Below are 19,726 nucleotides of genomic sequence, written 5' to 3' on the forward strand. Positions count from 1 at the left end.
ATGCCCACCACCGCACCCGGGATCCACCGCGGACTCGCCGGTGTCGTCGTCGACACCACCGGGATCTCCACCGTCATCCAGGAGACCAACTCCCTCACCTACCGCGGCTACCCCGTCCAGGACCTCGCCGCCCAGCGCTCCTTCGAGGAGGTCGCCTACCTGCTGTGGCACGGCGAGCTGCCCGACCCCGGACAGCTGCGGGAGTTCCGGGCCCTCGAGGCCGCCCTGCGCCCGCTCGACCGCACCACCGCCGAACTGCTCGCCAAGCTGCCCGAGACCTGCCACCCGATGGACGTGCTGCGCACCGCCGTCAGCTTCTTCGGCGCCGAGGACCCCACCGAGGACGACGGCCGCCCCGCGCCCCACCTCGCCAAGTCCCTCACCCTGCTGGCGAAACTGCCGACCGTCGTCGCCGCCGACCAGCGCCGCCGCCGGGGCCTGGCGCCCGTCCCGCCGGACCCCGGGCTCGGCTACGCGGAGAACTTCTTCCACATGTGCTTCGGCGCGGTGCCCGCCCCGGAGGTGGTCCGCTGCTTCGAGATCTCCCTCGTGCTGTACGCCGAGCACAGCTTCAACGCCTCCACCTTCACCGCCCGCGTCGTCACCTCCACCCTCTCCGACCTCTACAGCGCCGTCACCGCCGCGATCGGCGCACTCAAGGGCCCCCTGCACGGCGGCGCCAACGAGGCCGTGATGCACATGCTGGAGGAGATCGGCGACACCGCCCGGGCCGCGCAGTGGCTCGACGAGGCACTCGCCGCCAAGCGGAAGATCATGGGCTTCGGCCACCGCGTCTACCAGCACGGCGACTCCCGCGTCCCGATCATGCAGGCCGCCCTGGACGCCCTGGTGGCCCGCAGCGCCGACCCCGGGACGGCCCGGCTGGCCGCCCTGCACGCCGCACTGCGCGAGGCGATGCTGGAACGCAAGGGCATCCACCCCAACCTCGACTACCCCGCCGGCCTCGCCTACCACCTGATGGGCTTCGACACCCCCGTCTTCACACCTGTCTTCGTGATGAGCCGCATCACCGGCTGGACCGCCCACATCACCGAACAGCTCGCCCACAACTCCCTGATCCGCCCGCTCGCCTGCTACGACGGCCCCGGCCAGCGCCCGGTGCCGGGGCTGTCACCGAGCACGGCGTAGGGAACGCGGCTGCGGCGGTCCGGCTCGACCGCCAGGCGCCCGCCCGCCGGCGGGCGGGCGCGCTGGACGCAGTCGCGGCGCTCGCAGATCCGGCAGCCCAGCCCGATCGGGGTCGCCGCTCCCGGAGCGTCGAGCGCGACGCCCTCGGCGTAGACGAGGCGGTGGGCGTGGCGCAGCTCGCAGCCGAGCGCGACGGCGAACTCGCTGCGCGGTGCGCGGTGCCCGAAGCCGCCGTGGGAGACGGTGCGGGCGATCCAGAAGTAGCGCTTCCCGTCCGGCATCTCGGCGACCTGGGTGAGGATCCGGCCGGGCGCGGAGAAGGCCTCGTAGACCGTCCAGAGCGGGCAGGTGCCGCCGAGGCGGGAGAAGTGGAAGTCGGTCGCGGACTGGCGCTTGGAGATGTTGCCCGCCCGGTCGGCGCGCAGGAAGGAGAACGGGACGCCGCGTCGGCCCGGACGCTGGAGGGTGCTCAGCCGGTGGCAGACCGTCTCGAACCCGACCCCGAAGCGGGCCTGGAGCAGCTCGATGTCGTACCGAAGCTCCTCGGCGGCCGTGTGGAAGGCGGTGTACGGCATCAGCAGGGCGCCGGCGAAGTAGTTGGCCAGGCCGATCCTGGCCAGGTCGGCGGCCTGGGGTGAGGTGAGGCCGGGCCCGGCCGCCGCCACGAGCGTGTCGAGCAGCGGCCGGTGCTCCAGCAGGGCCAGTTGGGTGGCGAGTTGGAAGGCACGCCGGCCGTCGGCCAGCCACGGTGAGAGCCGCAGCGTGCCGGCCGCCGGGTCGTAGCGCCGCAGGTCGCCGGGCCGCAGGTGGTCGGCGTCCAGCAGCCGCACCCCGTGCCGCTCGCCGAGGCGGGCGGCCAGCGCGGCGGCGGTGCGGCCCGCGGTCGTCGTCGCCAGGCACCGCGCGGTCCGCTCCGCCGCCTCGTCCAGGGCGGCGATGTGGTTGTGATGGGTGTAGAAGAAGTCCCTGACCTCGTCATGGGGTTCGGCCGGGCGGATGCCCGCCCCGGTGCCGGGCTCACCGAGGTCGACGACCCGCGCGAGCGCCTCGCGGTAGCCGCGGTGCAGCGCGACCAGGGCCCGTGCCACCTCCGGGTGGTTCCGGCTCACCTCCGCGATCTCCTCCGTCGGCACGGCTCCGCCACAGGCCTCGTCCGCGAGCGCGGTGCGCAGGTCGGTGCCGAGGCGTTCCTCCTCGGCCTCGGAGAAGAACTCCGGGTCGACCCCGAGCACCTCGGCGATCCGCAGCAGCACGGCGGCGGTCAGCGGGCGCTGGCTGTGCTCGATCTGGTTGAGGTAGCTGGTCGAGATGCCGAGCTCGCGCGCCAGCTCGACCTGGTTCATGCCGTGCTCGCGGCGCAGTCGGCGCAGCTTGGCGTGGGCGTAGATCTTCCGCCCGGTCGGACGTGGCATGGCGCGTACTTCCTCTCTCAGACCCGGTTGGTTCGGATCGCGGCCTCGACCCGGACGGCGTCGGCGGTGTCACGGACCTCGTGTACCCGCACCGCCCAGGCGCCCTGCGCGGCGGCCAGGACGCTGGCCGCCGCGGTGGCCGCGTCGCGTTCACGGGCCGGACGGGCCTCGCCCGTCCGCGGGTCGGCCAGCAGCTCGCCCAGGAAGCGCTTGCGCGAGGCCGCCACCAGGAGCGGGCGCCCCAGTACGCGCCAGGCGTCCAGCGACGCCAGCAGCGCCCAGTCGTCCTGCCGGCGTTTGGCGAAGCCGAGGCCCGGATCCACGATGACCTGGGAGAGGTCGACCCCGGCCGACACCACCGTGTCCATCTGCCGTGCGACCTCGCGGATCACCTCGGCCGCGACGTCCTCGTACGCGGCCAGTTCGTCCATGTGGGCGGACTGCCCGCGCCAGTGCATGACGACGAAGGGCACTCCGGCCCTGGCCGCGGCGCGGGCCATGCCCGCGTCGGCCCGGCCCCCGCTGACGTCGTTGATGATCCGGGCGCCAGCCTCCACCGCCGCTTCGGCGACCCGGGCCCGCATCGTGTCGATGCTGACCAGGACGCCCTTGTCGGTGAGCGAGCGCACCACCGGCAGGACCCGGCGCAGTTCCTCCTCCTCGGACACCCTGGTCGCTCCCGGCCGGGTCGACTCCCCGCCGACGTCCACGATGTCCGCGCCCTGCTCGGCCAGCAGCAGTCCACGGTCCACCGCGCGCCCCGGGTCCAGCCAGCGGCCGCCGTCCGAGAACGAGTCGGGGGTCACGTTCACGACTCCCATCACCGCGCACCGATCCCATCCGGGCAGTCCCGACAATACCTGCGAAGGTCTTTTCATGCGCCCATTGTGCCGCCCGCCCCACCCGTCTCCCAACTCGTACCACCGAGAGAATTCGTATCACAGAGTGGACACCTGAGGACTACCGCGAGCCCGGCTGGTTAACCTCCTGCCATGACACTCGGAATTCCCTCCACGCGCACGGATCGGGCGACCTCCGTCCGCGAACTCCTCGCGACCGGCAGGCTTTCCTATTCCTTCGAATTCATGCCGCCCCGGAGCGCCGAAGCGGAGGTCGGCCTGTGGAATGCGATCCGGCGCCTGGAAGCGCTGTCCCCCACCTTCGTCTCCGTGACCTACGGTGCCGGCGGGTCGACACGGGAGCGGACGGTGAACGTCACCGGCCGCATCGCGCAGGAGACCACCCTCACGCCGACCGCCCACCTGACCGCAGTCGGCCACAGCGTCGCCGAACTGCGGAACATCCTCGGCCACTACGCTGACCAGGGAGTTCGCAACATCCTGGCGCTGCGCGGCGACCCGCCGGGCGATCCGCTGGGCACCTGGCACCGCCACCCCGACGGAGTGGAGTACGCCGCCGACCTGGTGCGGCTGATCAAGGAGTCCGGCGACTTCTGCGTCGGCGTGGCCGCGTTCCCGGACCTGCACCCGAGGTCCCCCGACTGGGATTCCGAGATCAGGCACTTCATCGAGAAGTGCCGGGCGGGAGCCGACTACGCCATCACCCAGATGTTCTTCGACGTGGACAGCTACCTCCGTTTCCGGGATCGACTGGAATCGGCCGGCTGCACCGTTCCGGTCATTCCGGAGATCATGCCGGTGACCAGTATCCGGTCGCTTCGGAGGATTCCGACACTGACCACTGCCGCCATTCCCGATGATCTCTCCGAGAGCATGCTGAAGCACCAGGACAACCCGAAGGCCGTCCGGTCGATCGGTATCGATCAGGCCACCGGAATGTGCCGGCGCCTGCTCTCCGAGGGAGTTCCCGGGCTGCATTTCATGACCATGAACTTCTCCACGGTGACGACGGAGATCTACCAGAACCTCGGGCTTCCCGGGTCCGGGTGAAACGGGCCGGGCCGCCGTTGCGGCCCGGCCCGGGGACGGTCCCGGGCCGACCCGGCCGGGCGCCGCACGGCGTGCGGGGCCCGGCCGGGTCGCGTCACCGGGGGGTCAGCCGGCGAGCTCCGCGCGCAGGTGGCGGGCGGCGCCGACGAGGCTGTCGAGCGAGGCGCGGGTCTCCGTCCAGCCGCGGGTCTTCAGGCCGCAGTCGGGGTTGACCCAGAGCCGCTCGGCGGGGATGGCCGCGAGGCCCGCGCGCAGCAGGGCGATGGCCTCGTCGGTGCTCGGGACGCGCGGGGAGTGGATGTCCCAGACGCCCGGGCCGACCTCGCGCGGGTAGCCGGCCCCGGCGAGTTCGCCGGCGACCTCCATGTGCGAGCGGGTGGCCTCCAGCGAGATGACGTCCGCGTCGAGTTCGTCGATCGCCGTCATGATCGCGCCGAACTCGGCGTAGCACATGTGGGTGTGGACCTGGGTGTCGGCCCGCACCCCGGAGGTGGCGAGGCGGAAGGACTCGGTCGCCCACGCCAGGTACGCCGGGCGGTCGGCGGCGCGCAGCGGCAGGGTCTCGCGCAGGGCCGGCTCGTCGACCTGGACGACGGCCGCGCCGGCGGCCTCCAGGTCGGTGACCTCGTCGCGCAGGGCGAGGGCGACCTGGCGGGCGGTGTCGCCGAGCGGCTGGTCGTCGCGGACGAAGGACCAGGCGAGCATCGTGACGGGGCCGGTGAGCATGCCCTTGACCGGGCGGTCGGTCAGGCCCTGCGCGTAGCCGAACCAATCGACGGTCATCGGGTGCGGGCGGGAGATGTCCCCGGCCAGGACCGGCGGGCGCACGTACCGGGTGCCGTAGGACTGCACCCAGCCGTGCCGGGTGGCGAGGTAGCCGGTGAGCTGTTCGGCGAAGTACTGGACCATGTCGTTGCGCTCGGGCTCGCCGTGCACCAGGACGTCCAGTCCGGCCTTCTCCTGGAAGGCGATGACCTCCCGGACCTCCGCCTCGATGCGCTCGCGGTAGGCCGGGGCGTCGATCCGGCCCGCCGTGAGATCGGCCCGCGCGACCCGCAGTTCGGAGGTCTGCGGGAACGAGCCGATGGTGGTGGTCGGCAGCAGTGGCAGGCCGAGCCGGGCGCGCTGGGCCTCGGCCCGCTGCGGGTAGGCCTGGGCGCGGCGGGCGTCGTCGGCGGTGACGGCGGCGGTACGGGCGCGCACCGCCGGGTCGTGGGTGATCGGCGAGTTGGCGCGCGAGGCGAGGTCGGCGCGGTTGGCGGCCAGGTCGGCGGCGATCGCCCCCGTGCCCTCGCGCAGGCCCCGGGCCAGCAGCGCCACCTCCCTGGCCTTCTGCTTGGCGAAGGCGAGCCAGCGCAGGATCTGCGGGTCGACGTCGCGTTCGGCGGCGGCGTCCAACGGCACGTGCAGGAGGGAGCAGGACGGCGCGACGTCGACCCGCTCGGCGAGGCCCAGCAGGGTCGCCAGGGTGGCCAGCGACTTCTCCAGGTCGTTGATCCAGATGTTGCGCCCGTCGACCACCCCGGCGACCAGCCGCTTGCCGGGCAGCCCGCCGACGGCGGCCAGATCGTCCAGGTTCGCCGCGGCGGGCCCCGTGAAGTCCAGCGCCAGGCCCTCGACCGGGGCCTTGGCCAGCACCGGCAGGGCCTCACCCAGGCGGTCGAAGTAGCTCGCGACCAGCAGCTTCGGACGGTCCGCAAGGCCGCCCAGCTCACGGTAGGCGCGGGCGGCGGCGTTCAGCTCGGCCGGGGTGCGGTCCTGCACCAGCGCGGGCTCGTCCAGCTGCACCCACTCGGCGCCGGCCGCCTTCAGGTCCGCCAGCAGCTGCGCGTAGACGGGCAGCAGCCGGTCCAGCAGGGTGATCGGCTGGAAGTCCTCGGCGACACCGGGGGCGGGCTTGGCGAGCAGCAGGTAGGTGAGGGGGCCGACCAGCACGGGGCGTGCGGTGTGGCCGAGCGCCAGCGCCTCCCGAAACTCCCCGACGGCCTTGGCCGGGTTCGCGGTGAAGACGGTGTCCGGGCCGAGTTCGGGCACCAGGTAGTGGTAGTTGGTGTCGAACCACTTGGTCATCTCCAGCGGCGCGACCTCCTGGGTGCCGCGCGCCATGGCGAAGTAGCCGTCCAGCGCGTCCGCCTCGACGGCCGCCCGGTGGCGGGCCGGGATCGCGCCGACGGCGACCGTGGTGTCCAGTACGTGGTCGTAGAGCGAGAAGTCGCCGGTGGGCACTTCCGAGGCCCCGGCCTGGGCGAGCTGCGCCCAGTTCTCCCGGCGCAGGCCGACCGCCGTCTCCCGCAGGGCGTCGGCGGTGACCGTGCCCTTCCAGTAGCCCTCGATGGCCTTCTTCAGCTCCCGGCCCTGGCCCTGCCGGGGGTAGCCGTACACGGTGGCCCTGGTTGCCGCGGCTGCGGACTTCGTGGTCAAGGGACTCTCCTTCGCGAGTCTGGCTCCTCAAGTGCCCGGGGACGGGACGAGAGCGCGAAGGGATGACGAACCGGGCGGCGGCTCACGTCGATGCGCGTGCCGGACCCGCCTGGTATGGTCGCCGACCCGCCCACGAGGTCACCGGGATATCCGCACGCGGAACGGTCCGCGGGCGGGCAACGGGCAGGTCTTCGGACTCGTGGGCGCACCGGGCCTGTTGGCGTCCGGTACCTACTGGCCATCGCTTCCCAGACCCGTCCCGGGTCCAGTGCGTATGACGGCGGTCGTTCCCACTCACCGCTGCGGGGCAGTCCCGGATTCCCACCGGGTTCCCTCTTGCGACGTCCTGCCTGGCGGGCAGGACGAACCAGCTGCGTCGCCAGCTTAGGGGCAAACCGCCGGGGCCGACGCGGAATTCACGGAAGCCGTCCGCATGGTGAGACTCCCTCGCCGCTCGCGGAGCCGATGGCGGTGTCGTTCGCGGTGACTCGTCGACCGTCCGGGGCCTCGAAGCGCACCATGGGCTCGAAGTTGGCGCGGCGGGCCGCGCGGCGGAAGACGGTGAGGACGGCCGGGCCGACGACGAGCACGGCGGTGAAGGTGGTGACGGCACGGCCGGTGTCCCAGCCGAGCGAGGTGGCGAGGTCGAAGAGCAGGTAGCGGTGCCACTGCTCGGTGAAGGGCAGCCCCGGCAGGTAGGCGATGGAACTGTTCGGGTCGGTGGAGAACGGCCAGAAGGAGAGGTTGAGGAGGAAGCCGAAGAGGTACCCGGAGAACGCCCCGTACGCGGCCAGCATCGGGACCTCCCAGCGCCGCCGCCGGGTTCTCGGCAGGAGCCCGGCGAGCATGCCGACGAACGCGCAGCCGAACATCTGGTACGGCATCCAGGGGCCGACGCCGCCGGTGAGCAGCGCGGAGGCGAACAGCGAGGTGCAGCCGAGGGTGAAGCCGAAGCCCGGGCCGAAGACCCGGCCGGCCAGGACGAGGACGAAGAAGACCGTCTCCACTCCTGCGGTGCCGGCGCCGAGCGGGCGCAGCCCGGCGTTGACGGCGGACAGGACGCCGAGCATGGCGAGGGCCTTGGCGTCGATGCCGCCGGCCGCGATCTCCGCGATGACGACGGCGAGCACCAGGGCCAGCAGGGCGCCGAAGATCAGCGGCGGGGCGTAGGAGGAGCCGAACTTTCCGGGGGCGACGACGAACGGCCAGGTGAAGGCGACCAGGCCGATGAAGGCGGCCAGGGCCGCGACGACGCGGGCCCGGCCGGGGATCCGGACGGCGCTCACCGGGCGGCCTGCGCGGGCGCGAGGGCGGCGGCGACCTGTCGGGTGGTCAGGTAGGGCAGCGGGGCGAGGATCTTGGCGGTCTGGGGGGCGAAGGTGGGCGAGGCGACGATGACCTCGGCGGTGGGGCCGTCGGCGACGATCTCGCCCTCGGCCATCACCACCACCCGGTCGGCGGCGGCGGCGACGAACTCGACGTCGTGGGTGGAGACGACGACCGTACGGCCTTCGGCGGCGAGGGCGTCCACGATGCCGGTGAGCGCTTCCTTCCCGTGGTAGTCGAGCCCTCGGGTGGGTTCGTCCAGCAGCACCACCCGTGGCGCGGCGGCCAGTTGGATCGCCAGGACCAGGGCCAGCTTCTGGCCCTCGGAGAGGTCCCGGGGGTGGGTGCCGTCGGGGATCCCGGGGGCGAGCCGGTCGAGGATCTGCCTCGCGGTCGGGCCGGCTGTGGTCGGGCCGGCGACGGTCGAGCCGGCTGCGCGGCGGGCCTCCAGGTCGCTCTGGGCGAGTTCCTGGGCGACCGTCTCCAGGTACAGCAGGTCGGTCGGGGTCTGCGGGACGAGCCCGACGAGCTGCCGGGCCCTGGTCGCGGAGAGCCGCTTGGGGTCCGCGGCCGGCCCGCCGTCGGCTCCGAGGACCTGCACGCTGCCGCCCTGTCGCGGGCCCGAGCCCTGGAGGGCCCACAGGAGCGAGGACTTGCCCGAGCCGTTGCGCCCCATCAGCGCCGTGACCTCACCGGCCCGCAGGTCCAGCCCGACCTCCCGGACGGCGGCCACCGGCCCGTACCGGACGACCACCCCTCGGGCGTCCAGCACCCGTTCCCCCGCCACCGCTGCCCGGCGCGGCGGAGGAACGGGCACGTCGTTCAGCCGCTCCCGCAGCGGGGCGGCGGCGCGCCGGGCGTCCCGGACGGAGAGCGGCAGCGGCCGCCACCCGGCCAGCCGCCCGAGGTCGACGACCGGCGGCGCGATCGCGGTGCGCCGGAAGACCTCGGCGGGCGGCCCGTGCACGACCGTGCCGTCGCCGGGCAGGTAGGCGACGCGGTCGGCGTACTGGACGACCCGCTCCAGGCGGTGTTCGGCGAGCAGGACGGTGACGCCGAGGTCGTGGACCAGACGGGTGATGGCCGCGAGCACCTCCTCGGCGGCGGTCGGGTCGAGCGCCGAGGTCGGTTCGTCCAGGACCAGGACGCGCGGGTGCGCGGTGAGCACCGAGCCGATGGCGACGCGCTGTTGCTGGCCGCCAGAGAGATCGTGCAGGGCGCGGTGGCGCAGGTCGGCGAGGCCGAGCAGGTCGAGGGTCTCCTCGACACGCTTGCGCATCACCTCCGGCGGGACGGCCAACTGCTCCATGACGTAGGCCAGTTCCTCCTCCACCGTGTCGGTGGTGAAGCCGGCCAGCGGGTCCTGCCCCACCACGCCGACCACGTCGGCCAGTTCGCGAGGGGGGTGGTGCGCGGTGTCCCGGCCGTCCACGGTCACCCGGCCGCGCAGGGTGCCGCCGGTGAAGTGCGGCACGAGGCCGTTGACGGCGCCGAGCAGGGTCGACTTGCCGACGCCGGTGCGGCCGACCACCAGGCAGAGCTCGCCCTCCGGGATGTGCAGGTCGACGTCGCGCAGGACGGGGGCGGTCTCGCCGTCGTACACCACGCCGACCTGGTCGAATCGGATCACGTGCTCACCTCGGGGGTCGTGCGGTCGGCGCCGGTGCGGCGGGTCCCGGCGGCGGGCTCCGGGGTACGTCCGGGCTCCGGGGTACGTCCGGGCGGAGGCGCGATGACCCCGGCGGCGCCGGCCAGCAGCAGGGCGAGCACCGGGACGAGCGGCAGGCTCGGCCAACTGAGCGGGTAGAGCGAGGGGTTGAGATCGGTGGCGGCGTAGCCGACGGTGGCGAACAGCAGGACGGCGGCGGTCACCCCGCAGCCCGCGACGCCCCACTCGGCGGCCCGCCAGCGGTCCGGCCGGTAGGTGGTGCGCCGTACGCGCCGGCCGCCGAGGATCAGCCCCGCCACGCAGAGCAGGGCGCCCGCGAGGAAGGCGGGAAGTCCCAGGGCAGCGGGGGCGGTTCCGTCCAGGAGCCCGTACACCCCGGCGCACAGGCCGCACATGCCGAGCAGCATCAGGGCGCCGGTGATGCGGCGGGAGCGGCGGGTCGCGGTGCCGGAGCGGCCGTAGCCGCGCGAGTCCATCGCGGCGGCCAGGTGCAGCGAACGCTCCAGCGCGTCCTCCAGCACCGGGACGACGATGCCGCGCAGCGCGCGGATGCCCTTCCGCTGCCCGGCGCGCAACCGCCGTGCCCGGGCGACGCGTTGGACGCTCTGCACCAGCTGCGGGGCGACGCTGAGCGACACCGTCACGGCGACGCCCAGCTCGTACAGGGCGCTGGGCAGGACGCGCAGGGCGCGCTTGGGGTTGGCGAGGGTGTTGGCGGCGCCGATGCAGCAGATCAGGCAGGCCAGGCGCAGCCCGTCGAAGGCGGCGGAGAGGGTCGCCTCCAGGGAGACCGGCCCGCCGATCTGGATGCCCGCGTACCAGGCGGGGGTGGGCAGGTGCGGGAGCGAGAAGAGCAGGTGGTCGTGCGGGGTGATGCCGGTGGCGAAGACGCACCGGAACACCACCCGGATCGCCACCACGGTCAGAGCCAGCCACAGGTAGTAGGTGAACCCGCGCGCCCACGGGGCCTCGGTCCGGCGGGCGGTGACCACGTAGCCGAGCACGGCGAGGACGAGCAGGAGCAGCAGCGGGTTGGTGGTGCGGCTGGCCGCCGTCGCCAGGGCGAGCGCCCAGGTCCACCAGGCCAGCGGGTGCAGGTTCCGGGGGCTGCGCCGGCTCCCGGCGTCCCGTCCGGGGGTGGGCTTCGGCTTCGGGGTGGGCTTCGGGGGGCCGGCGTCGGGTTTGTCGGGCATGGTCACCGGATCACTCGGCCCGGCGGCGGCGCCGTCGCGCGACGACCACGGTGGCCGCGCCCAGCGCCCCCACGAGGGCGGTCGCGATGACGGCGGGGGCCATCGACCCGGAGTCGTGCGGGGCGTCGGCCACCGGATTGGCGTCCACCACGCCGCCGGGCACGGCGGAGGTCGACGTCGGCGCGGCCGCGGCCTCGACCGTCTGCGGGGTCGGCTGATCGCTCGGGGTGTCCGTCGGCGGCGCGGTGGACGGCTCGACCGGCACCGGTGTGGCGGGCACGGGCGTCGGCTCGGGCGCTCCGGGCGGAGTGATGCCGTCCTCGGGGGTGGCGGCGGCGCCGGGCCCCGGGGTAGTGGCGGGCGCGGGCGGACGGGCTCCGCCCGCCGGGGGCTTGGCGGGGGCCGGGGCCCGGCCCGATCCGGTGCCACCGGCGGTGCCGGTGCTGCCGGTTCCGCTTGCGTTTCCGGTACCGCCGGTGCCGCCGGTTCCGCCGGTTCCGCCGGTTCCGTCGCTCGAACCGGTGCCGCTGCCGCTGCCGCCGGTCGTACCCGTGGCACCCGTCGACCCGCCGCCGGAGACGCTGGAATCGCCGGAGCCGCCCGTGGTGCCCTGACCGGGGTCGGCGGGCTGCCCGCCGGGGCTGGAGTTGTGGGCGCGAACGCTGTCCGGCGAGAAGCCCGGCCGCCCCTCGGTGCCCTCGACGTTGGTGCCACCGAAGATCCAGAGGTCGACGCTGCCGGGCTTCGGCTGGTAGCTCATCGCGCCGAGCTGGCTGTAGGACCACTCGTTCTGGCCCGGATCGGCGTGCCAGTACGACCAGTAGGCCGTGGCCGGGGGCGTCAGGACGCACTTCTCCTGGTCCGGGGCCGGGAACTGCTTACCGCCCTGGAAGCCGCTGTAGCCGATCCGGCAGATGAACGCCGGACCGTCGTGGCCGGTCCCGGTGGTCTTCCAGCCGCCCTGGTTGAGCAGGGTGAAGCCGGTGGTCGGGGTGGTCCCGCAGGAACGCAGCAGCGGGCCGCCCCACTTGCTGAAGTCCACGGCGAGCACCACGCCGGAGGCGGTGGTGCACTGGTCGATCGGCAGCGGCGCCGCGGACGCCGGGGCGGTGCCCACGGCGACGCCACCGAACGCGAGGGCGAAGGTCAGGGCCGCCGCCCCGGACAGCCGGCCGAGCCGACCGCCGAGTCCCCGGCTCACCGGTGACGCCCCGGGGCGGCCGCGGTGCGGCGCCGGGCGACGAGGACGGCCGCCGCGCCGAGCGCGGTCAGCACGCCCGCACCCGCCGTCAGCGTCAGGGCCTGGGTTCCGGTCCCGGCCAGGCTGCCGGAGCCGGTCTGCGCCGCCACGCCACCGGCGGGCGCGCCCCTGCCATCGGCCGGGGCGTCGATGCCGCCGGCCGACCAGGTGGCCGAACCGTCGCCGGTCGAGGGAGCGGCGGTGTCCGAGGGCCCAGCCGTGGCGGGCAAGCCCGTCGGGCCCGGCGTGTTCGTGGGAATGTTCGTAGGTGTGCCGGTCGGTGTGCCCGTGGGCGTGCCGGTCGGGGTGCTGGTCGGCGAACCCGTCGGGGTCGCCGTCGGGGTCGCCGTCCCGGTGGAAGTCGGAGTGGGCGTCGGCGTCGACGTTCCCCCGAGCTCCCGGAACAGCGTGCCGAACGAGATCCCGGTGGCACCGCCGAGCACCTGCGTGGACGCGCGGACGTCCGATCCCGGCTGCCCGGCGGAGGCCACGTTGAACCCGCCGTCGCCGTTCTGCTGGCCCGACAGGAAGTCGCGCGCCTTGGCGATCTGGGCGCCGTACGTGGACTGGCGCAGTGTCATGCCCTGGATGGCGAGCGCGGCCGAGTTGGTCGAGTCGCCGGCCGCTCCCGGGAAGCCGCCGTCGGGCAGCTGCCGCGCGGCGAGCCAGCCGAGGCCCTGGTCGACGGCCCGCGCGGCTTCGTCGCCCGGCACGAGGGCGAGGGCCATGACGGCCATCGCCGTGCTGTCCACGTCGGAGTCACCGGTGGCGGGGATCAGGCTCGGCCACGAGCCGTCCTGGTGCTGGAGGCCCTTCAGGTAGGCGATCGCGGGAGCCGCGTTCGTCGAGTCCCCGGCCCGGAGCTGGGCCATGATGCCGAGCGCCTGGGAGAACACCGAGGTCGCGTAGGTGTAGTTGCCGGGCGCCGCGCAGCCGGTGTTCTGGTCGGCCTTGATACACACGAGGGCGGCCAGGGCGGCGATCAGGTCGTGGCCGCCGAAGGCGCGCGGGTTGCGGCCGACCACCTCGGCGAGCAGCGCCTCCTTTCCGATCGAGCCGCCGCCTGCGTACTCGGTGCCGATGCCGGTCCAGTCGTTGACGGTGCGCTCGCCGGCGTCCTTGCCCGGCTGGTCCAGGAAGTCGACGATCCTGCGCAGCGCGGCGTCGTCGGTGCCGGTGGCCGCGAGGGCGTAGGCGCCGTCGATGGTGAGGCCGAAGTCGGCGAAGGCCGGGAAGCCCTCGTAGTAGCGGCCGTTGATCAGGCGGGACGGGTCGGTGAGGTAGGCGCTGCCCTTGGCGGCGTCGGGGGCTCTCCCGGCAGGCGGCGTGGTCGCGGGCGAGGTCGGCGGCGTGCTGGCGGGTGTCGTCGGCGGGGTGGTGGCGTCCGGGTTGTGTCGGACGCTGGTGAGGTCGGTGCCGGTCAGGGCCAGGATCGCCTGCTCGGTGGCCGCCGGGTCCGGGTCGGTGGTCGACGCGTCGGGGCCGAAGCCGCCGTCCGTGCCCTGCCGGGCGGCGAGCCAGGCCGTGGCGGCGGCCCGGCGGGTGTCCTGTCCGGTGGCCTTGAACGCCTGGGCCGCGCTCGCGGTGCTGATGGTGTCGCCGGGGGCGCCGAGGTACGGGAGGAGGGATCCGTCGGCCTGCTGTCCGGCCGCGAGCTGGTCCGAAGCCTTCCTCGCGGCCGTCTCGTACCCGGGCGCCGTACGCAGGGCGAGGACCGCGAGGCCGGTGGTGAGCGGGTCGGACTCGCAGTGGTCGCCAGCGACGATCATCGATCCGGCCACCCCGCCGTCGGCGCACTGGAGCGCCGTGAAGCGGGCGAGCGCCGGGGCGGGTGGCGTGACGCCGGCGCGCTGGAGGGCGATGACGCCGAGGGACTGAACCCAGGGCGAGGCCGCGCCGAGGAAGTCCCCGGCGGCGGTGCACTTGCCGTTCTCCCCCGCCGCCGTGCAGACATGGCCGGTGAGCGCGGCGATCAGGTCCCGGCCGCCGAAGGCCCGGGGATCGCCACCGGTGCTCTCGGCGACGAGGGCCAGCAGTGCGGCGGCCCTCGCATCGGGCCGGCCGGCCGGTCCGTCGGGGTGGAGGAAGGCGTCGGTGTGAGCGGAGAGGAAGGCGACCGTCCTGCGCAGCGCCGGGTCCTGCGTGCCGGCGGCGGCGAGGGCGATGGCGGTGAGGGCGGTCCGGGGGTAGTCCGGCCCCTCGACGGCCCAGTTCTCCATGTGGTCGCCGCCGACGAGTTGGCGGGCCAGCCAGGCCGCGGCGGCCGCCGGGTCACCGGCGGCGGACGGCCCGGTCGGAGTCGGGGTCGAGGTCGGAGTCGGGGTCAGGGTCGCCGAGGGCGACGGCGAGGCGGACGGCGAAGCCGGCGAACCACCGCTCTTCGCCCGGACGGAGTCCGGCGTGAAGCCCGGTGCCCCGCTGGTGCCGCCGATGTCGGTGCCGCCGTACACCCAGGCCTCGACCTCGCCGGGCTTGGGCTTCTGCGTCCCGGCGCCGAACCGGCTGTAGGACCAGGCCTGTTGGCCGGGTTCGGCGATCCAGTACGACCAGTACGCGGTGGCCTGCGGGGTGTTGACGCAGGGTTCCTCGGCCGGCGTCGGGTACTGGGTGCCGCTGTTGAAGGTCCCGGTTCCGAGTCGGCAGATGAAGGCGGGTCCGTCGTGCTCGGTTCCGGCGGTGGTGAAGCCGGCGGCGTGCAGCAGGTTCATCCCGGTCGTGGGGCGGGCGTCGCAGCCCCGGACGACGCCGCCGCCCCAGTGGGTGAAGTCGACGGCGACGATCGCGCCCGTCGTCGCCGTGCACTGCTCGATCGGGTCGGCGGCCGCAGTGCCGGGGCGCCCGAACAGGACGCTTCCGCAGGCGGCGACCGCGACAGCACCGGCGACCACCAAGGAGGCGAGGTCCCGGTTCCTGTGACGTGTGCGACTGCTGCTGACCCTCACGACGACTCCCTGGTCGGTCGACGCAGGGCGCAACGGCGCAGCCCACGGTCTCCTGGGCAGGGACCGTCCGGACCGCGTCGTAGTCCGCGACGACGCAAGTGCTCTGTGAACAGGGCCCCCGGTCCAGGCATTCCGGCTCACCCACCACAGGTGGGTCCACGGTTGCGGGTCAGCGCCGGAGTTGGACCGGCTTCCCCTGAATGCCGAGGGCAAAAAATCGGTTCATCAGACCACGACGGCCGAACGGGAGTCAACGGTCCGTCATGTCGATCACATCACCTCGTCGGCCGGTGCGCCGTGCGGTAGCGTCCGCGGTGGCCGAGCGGGGGAACCCGGTGCGAATCCGGGGCTGACGCGCAGCGGTGTGGGGTGGCGATCGTGCTGCCCCGAGCCCGGATGCCCGCCCGGCCACGCACCATGGCGAAAGCCGGCCCACGCGATCCGGGCGGCGACCGCTCCGGCCGTCGCGCGCCCTCGAACGGACGCCGGAACTCCGGGGCAGGGTCGGCGTCCGCCACCCCAAGGAGCCTGTCCCGTGTCCCTCCTCGCCCCCTCGCGGACCACCCCTGCCCGCGCCGCCTCCGCCGTCACCGTCGCCCTGACGGCCGGCTCGCTCCTGCTCTCCGCCGTCCCCGCCCACGCGACGGCCAGCCCGACCCAGATAGCCACCTCGAAGAGCACCGGCGTCACCTACCTGAAGTCGCTCCAGGCCGCCGACGGCAGCTACGCCACCGGCGGCGGGCTCTCCAACGAGTGGGCGTTCAGCGCACTCGCGGCCGCCGGCACGGCCGCCGCGGACGTCACCCCCGGCGGCGACCCCACCAAGAACGCCCGCCTGGTCTACCGCGGCCAGCTCGCCGCCCCCGGCTGGCCGAGCGCCTCGCCGGTCGTCACGGACTACGAGCGCGGCATCCTCAACGCCTACGCCGCCGGCATCGACCCCGCCCGGGTCGGCCCGGGCCGCAACCTCGTCGCCGACCTCGCCGCCTACTGGCAGACCGCCGAACCCGGCTACTACGGCCCGTCCGCCAACTTCAACGGCACCGTCTTCGGCCTCCTAGCCCTCGCGGGCGCCAAGACCCAGGCCGGCAGCCCTCGCGTCCCGCAGCCGCTGCTCGACACCTCCGTCACGGCGGTGCGCGCCAACCAGCACAACGACGGCGGCTGGAACTTCAGCAAGGCCGCGGGCGACCCGAACGCCCTCGCCCAGGGCAGCGACATCGACATGACCGGCGCCGCCATGGCCTCGCTCTGCGCCGGGGGCGTCCCCGCCACCGACCCGGCGATCGTCGCCGCCAAGAACTTCCTCAAAGGCAAGCTCACCGCCTCCGGCGCCTTCAACGCCGTGTTCGGCGTCAACACCGACTCCAACGGCTGGGCCGTCTCCGGCCTCAACGCCTGCGGCATCAACCCCCAGGGCACCGACTTCACCAGCGGCACCGGCAAGAGCCCCGTCGACTTCCTGATCGCCCAGCAGTTCAAGCCCGGCGGCGGCTTCAAGTACCTGCCCACCGACACCACCCCCTCCCCCTACGCCTCCGTCGACGGCCTGCGCGCCGTCGCCGGCGCCGGCTTCACCGCCACCCCGCCGACCCCGACCACCACCGGCGAGCCCGCCTGGGCCGCCGCCACCGCCTTCGTCCCCGGCACCGCCGCCAAGCTCGCGCTGGTCATCGACGACGGCACCGGCGCGCTCAAGGTCTGCGCCGCCACCCTCACCCCGACCGGCACCACCGCGACCCTCGGCGACGTCCTCGACGCGGCCGCCGGCGCCGCCCCGAGCGGCTGCGTCACCTCGGTCGCCCCGTCCACCGGCGGCGACACCGTCACCGCGATCAACGGCACGGCCAACAGCGGCTCCTCCACCTGGCAGGTCAGCCTGGACGGCACCACCGCCACCGGCGCCACCCGGGCCACCACCGTCCACCTCGGCGACACCGTCTCGCTCCGCTACGGCAACTGATCCGGAGACCCTGGCCGTCCTGGACGCCGGGTACGAGCCAAGCCACGAAAGCGACGAACTGACCTGCCGTCAGCTCTCCGGTGCACGGAGCGGCCTCCACCGGGCCCACCGGCGGGCCGAGCCCGCACCACCCGACGCCGGCGCCCCAGGCCACCCTCTTCGCGACCCGACGGTCCCCCAACTCGCGGTCCGCCTGGGGGACTTCTGGGGAACGGGACCTGGCCGGTTTGCAGCCTGGACTGCGCGGTCGAGGTGCGGTTTGCTCATCACCGACCAGCCCTACAGGAGGGCCGGGAGGAATCGGGGAATCACATCATGACCCGTTCGATCAAGGCGCTCGCCGCACTCGCTCTGGCCGGGGCATCCGTCGTCGGCGTGACGTCGCTGGCGTCCGCCGACCCGAACCCGTCCAACATCGGTTCCTCCCCGCAGTGGGTCCGGCTGAGCACCAGCCACTCCGCGGGCGTCTACACCGCCGCCGACGCGGGGTCCGGCAAGTACAACAACATCACCCTCGCGCCGGGCGACTCGGCCTGGGCGGACTGTTGGGTGGCCGGCGGGAACGTCGGCAATGACGGCGACGTCTGGTACCACACCACGTGGGTGTACCAGTACGGTGTGGTCACCCCCTCGGGGTCCTCCTGGACGTTCGCACCCTACGTGGACGGCGCGGCGATGTTCCACAACGTGCCCGGCCTGCCCCACTGCTGAACCACCCGATGACCCACAGCGGCCCCGCGCACCGACCCCGGCGCGCGGGGCCGCTCGCACAGCTGCTGACCGAACAGCTCGCCCGGCGGCGCCGAACGTCCCGCACCGTCTGAACTCTGAACCGCCGGTGCCCCGGCCCCCCTTCCGGAGGGGCCGGGGCACCGGGGTGTCTCCGGAGGTCAGGGCGCGGTGACGCCCGGCTGGGCGCCGGCGCCGAAGGACCAGCCCTCGACGTCGCCGGGCGCCGGGTTGTAGCTGCCCGCGCCGAGGTTGCTGTACGACCAGGGGCCGCCGTGCTGGGCGTGCCAGTACGACCAGTAGGCGCTGCCGGTGGGGTTGGCGCAGGTCGTCGGCAGGGCGTTGATGGTGCAGACGAAGCCCGGGTAGCGCGGGTGGAAGGTGTACGCGAACCCGGCGCCGGTCAGCGCGGCCAGGCCGCTGGCCGGGTCGCCGGGTGCGCAGCCGGTCTGGATGCCACCGCCGACGGCGGTGAAGTCGACCACGACGGTGACGCCGGTGGTGCCGTCGCAGGCGGCGGCCCGCGCCTGCGGGGCCTGGACGACGGAGGCGCCGAGCAGTCCGGCGGTGAGGGCAGCGGCGGCGGCGATCGACCCGAGGGTGCGGCGGGCCGGGCGCGCGGGCGCCATGGTGTCGGTCATCGGAGCTCTCCTCGCGGGGTCAGCGGGTGGTCGCCGGGCAGGCCGGCACGGGCGCGTCCGGGCGGGCACCGGCGGCGGAGAGGGTGGCCAGCGGGGTGCCCGCGAGGCCGAGGACGGCCTGCGCCGTGGCCCGGGCGCCGGTGGCCGGGTTGAAGCCGGTCGCGTCGTAGGCGACCGCCCCGCGCACGCCCGGGTCCGTGGCGCAGCCCTGCTGGAGCTTGACCAGGCTGCTCCAGCCCTTGAGGCCGGCCCCGAAGCGTCCGCCGGCCAGCAGCGCCTGCGTGGCGAGGCCGGTGGTGTTGGCGTTGGACGCGGCGGCCCCGGCGGCCGAGAAGCCGCCGTCGGCGTTCTGGTGGGCAGTCAGCCAGCCGAGTCCGGCGTCGGCCTTGGCGGTGCGGCCGGTCGCGGCGAGGGCCTGGGCGGCGAGCGCGGTGGCGTCCGGGTCGCTGGCGCAGGTGGCCTGGCCGAAGGCGACCGGGTACCCGCCGTCCGCGCACTGGCTGTTGGCGAGGAAGTCGACGGCCGTCGCCGGGGCCCCACCGGCCGTGCGGTGCAGGGCGATCACGGCCAGGGACTGGCCGAAGGCGTTGCTGTAGTCGCCCCACTGCGAGCGGTCGGAGAACCGGCCCTCGGCGGTCTGGAGCGAGCGCAGGCGGGCCGGCAGGTCGACGCCGCCGAAGGCCGTCGGGTTCCCGCCGCGCACCTCGACGGCGAGCAGCAGCTTGGCGGTCGCGCCCGCGTAGGCCTCGGTGGTGCCGTCGCCGAGGTAGCCGCTGATGACCTCGGGCTTGGCCAGCCAGGCGGTGGCCTTCGTGGCGGCCTGGTCGGAGCTGTGCGAGGCGGCGAAGGCCAGCACGGCGTCGATGGTCAGGCCCTGGTCGGGGTAGGCGGTCCCGTTGAAGACGGACTCGAAGTGGTCGCCGTCGACGAGTTGGCGGGCGAGCCAGCCGCCCGCGGCGGCGTCGGGGCGGACCGTCGGGGACGAAGTCGCGGCGGCAGGTGCCGCGTGGGCGGCAGCGGCCGCCGGGAGGACGGTGGCGAGGGCGAGCGCGGGTATCGCGAAGAGGCGCAGGGGGCGTCGGAACGAGGACACGGTGGGCCTTTCCGGGCCCGCACGCAGGGGCCCGGAGG

At 74.3% G+C, this 19,726-nt stretch carries 14 protein-coding genes and 3 riboswitches; of the genes, 4 read left to right on the forward strand and 10 right to left on the reverse strand.

The genetic code is table 11. From position 1 onward, the window contains the following. Window positions 1-1,149 carry a bifunctional 2-methylcitrate synthase/citrate synthase gene (locus tag ACIP37_RS20170; protein WP_400808260.1) on the forward strand — a complete coding sequence of 383 codons (1,149 nt, stop codon included), beginning with the start codon at window positions 1-3 and terminating at the stop codon, window positions 1,147-1,149. On the opposite strand, the gene ACIP37_RS20175 is transcribed toward ACIP37_RS20170, so the two are convergent. Further along, on the reverse strand, window positions 1,095-2,561 hold the full coding sequence (locus ACIP37_RS20175; protein WP_400808264.1) for a short-chain fatty acyl-CoA regulator family protein: 1,467 nt from the start codon (window positions 2,559-2,561) through the stop codon (window positions 1,095-1,097). The genes ACIP37_RS20170 and ACIP37_RS20175 overlap by 55 nt on opposite strands. Window positions 2,562-2,578: 17 nt before the next feature. After that, a complete protein-coding gene (gene folP / locus ACIP37_RS20180; protein WP_400808266.1) occupies window positions 2,579-3,439 on the reverse strand; it encodes a dihydropteroate synthase in 861 nt (286 codons plus the stop codon). A gap of 114 nt (window positions 3,440-3,553) precedes the next feature. On the opposite strand from folP, the gene metF reads away from it, so the two are divergent. Further along, window positions 3,554-4,471, forward strand: a complete 918-nt coding sequence (gene metF, locus ACIP37_RS20185) for a methylenetetrahydrofolate reductase [NAD(P)H] (protein ID WP_400808269.1) — start codon at window positions 3,554-3,556, stop codon at window positions 4,469-4,471. A gap of 105 nt (window positions 4,472-4,576) precedes the next feature. Here the strand turns inward: metF and metE are convergent, their stop codons facing one another. The 6 genes from metE to ACIP37_RS20215 all read right to left on the reverse strand — a co-directional run bounded on the left by metE (window position 4,577) and on the right by ACIP37_RS20215 (window position 15,262). Next, a complete protein-coding gene (gene metE, locus ACIP37_RS20190; RefSeq protein WP_363583502.1) occupies window positions 4,577-6,892 on the reverse strand; it encodes a 5-methyltetrahydropteroyltriglutamate--homocysteine S-methyltransferase in 2,316 nt (771 codons plus the stop codon). 164 nt (window positions 6,893-7,056) lie between these two features. Continuing rightward, window positions 7,057-7,279, reverse strand: a riboswitch (cobalamin riboswitch). Between the two features lie 29 nt (window positions 7,280-7,308). Then, on the reverse strand, window positions 7,309-8,178 hold the full coding sequence (locus ACIP37_RS20195) for an ECF transporter S component (protein ID WP_400808272.1): 870 nt from the start codon (window positions 8,176-8,178) through the stop codon (window positions 7,309-7,311). Further along, on the reverse strand, window positions 8,175-9,848 hold the full coding sequence (locus tag ACIP37_RS20200) for an ABC transporter ATP-binding protein (RefSeq protein ID WP_400808275.1): 1,674 nt from the start codon (window positions 9,846-9,848) through the stop codon (window positions 8,175-8,177). Before ACIP37_RS20200 ends, ACIP37_RS20195 begins: the two co-directional genes overlap by 4 nt. Then, window positions 9,845-11,080 (reverse strand): CbiQ family ECF transporter T component, encoded by a 1,236-nt coding sequence (locus tag ACIP37_RS20205; RefSeq protein ID WP_400808278.1) that lies wholly within the window; start codon window positions 11,078-11,080, stop codon window positions 9,845-9,847. Before ACIP37_RS20205 ends, ACIP37_RS20200 begins: the two co-directional genes overlap by 4 nt. 10 nt (window positions 11,081-11,090) lie before the next feature. Next, a complete protein-coding gene (locus ACIP37_RS20210; protein ID WP_363583494.1) occupies window positions 11,091-12,281 on the reverse strand; it encodes a hypothetical protein in 1,191 nt (396 codons plus the stop codon). Beyond that, window positions 12,278-15,262 carry a prenyltransferase/squalene oxidase repeat-containing protein gene (locus ACIP37_RS20215; protein WP_400808282.1) on the reverse strand — a complete coding sequence of 995 codons (2,985 nt, stop codon included), beginning with the start codon at window positions 15,260-15,262 and terminating at the stop codon, window positions 12,278-12,280. Before ACIP37_RS20215 ends, ACIP37_RS20210 begins: the two co-directional genes overlap by 4 nt. Before the next feature lie 104 nt (window positions 15,263-15,366). Beyond that, window positions 15,367-15,510: riboswitch (cobalamin riboswitch) on the reverse strand. Between the two features lie 77 nt (window positions 15,511-15,587). Next, window positions 15,588-15,664: riboswitch (cobalamin riboswitch) on the forward strand. A 133-nt stretch (window positions 15,665-15,797) separates the two neighbouring features. Between ACIP37_RS20215 and ACIP37_RS20220 the strand changes: the two genes are divergently transcribed. Then, window positions 15,798-17,225, forward strand: a complete 1,428-nt coding sequence (locus tag ACIP37_RS20220; protein ID WP_400808285.1) for a hypothetical protein — start codon at window positions 15,798-15,800, stop codon at window positions 17,223-17,225. Between the two features lie 315 nt (window positions 17,226-17,540). After that, complete coding sequence (locus tag ACIP37_RS20225) at window positions 17,541-17,936, forward strand: hypothetical protein (protein ID WP_400808288.1); 396 nt, start codon at window positions 17,541-17,543, stop codon at window positions 17,934-17,936. 179 nt (window positions 17,937-18,115) lie between these two features. Here the strand turns inward: ACIP37_RS20225 and ACIP37_RS20230 are convergent, their stop codons facing one another. Beyond that, entirely contained in the window at window positions 18,116-18,595 is a 480-nt protein-coding gene (locus tag ACIP37_RS20230) for a flagellar hook-length control protein FliK (protein ID WP_400808291.1), read from the reverse strand. 19 nt (window positions 18,596-18,614) lie between these two features. Beyond that, window positions 18,615-19,688 carry a peptidase gene (locus ACIP37_RS20235; protein ID WP_400808293.1) on the reverse strand — a complete coding sequence of 358 codons (1,074 nt, stop codon included), beginning with the start codon at window positions 19,686-19,688 and terminating at the stop codon, window positions 18,615-18,617. Window positions 19,689-19,726 lie beyond the last annotated feature (38 nt).

It is taken from the genome of Kitasatospora sp. NPDC088861, from assembly GCF_044750105.1.
GTDB lineage: Bacteria > Actinomycetota > Actinomycetes > Streptomycetales > Streptomycetaceae > Kitasatospora.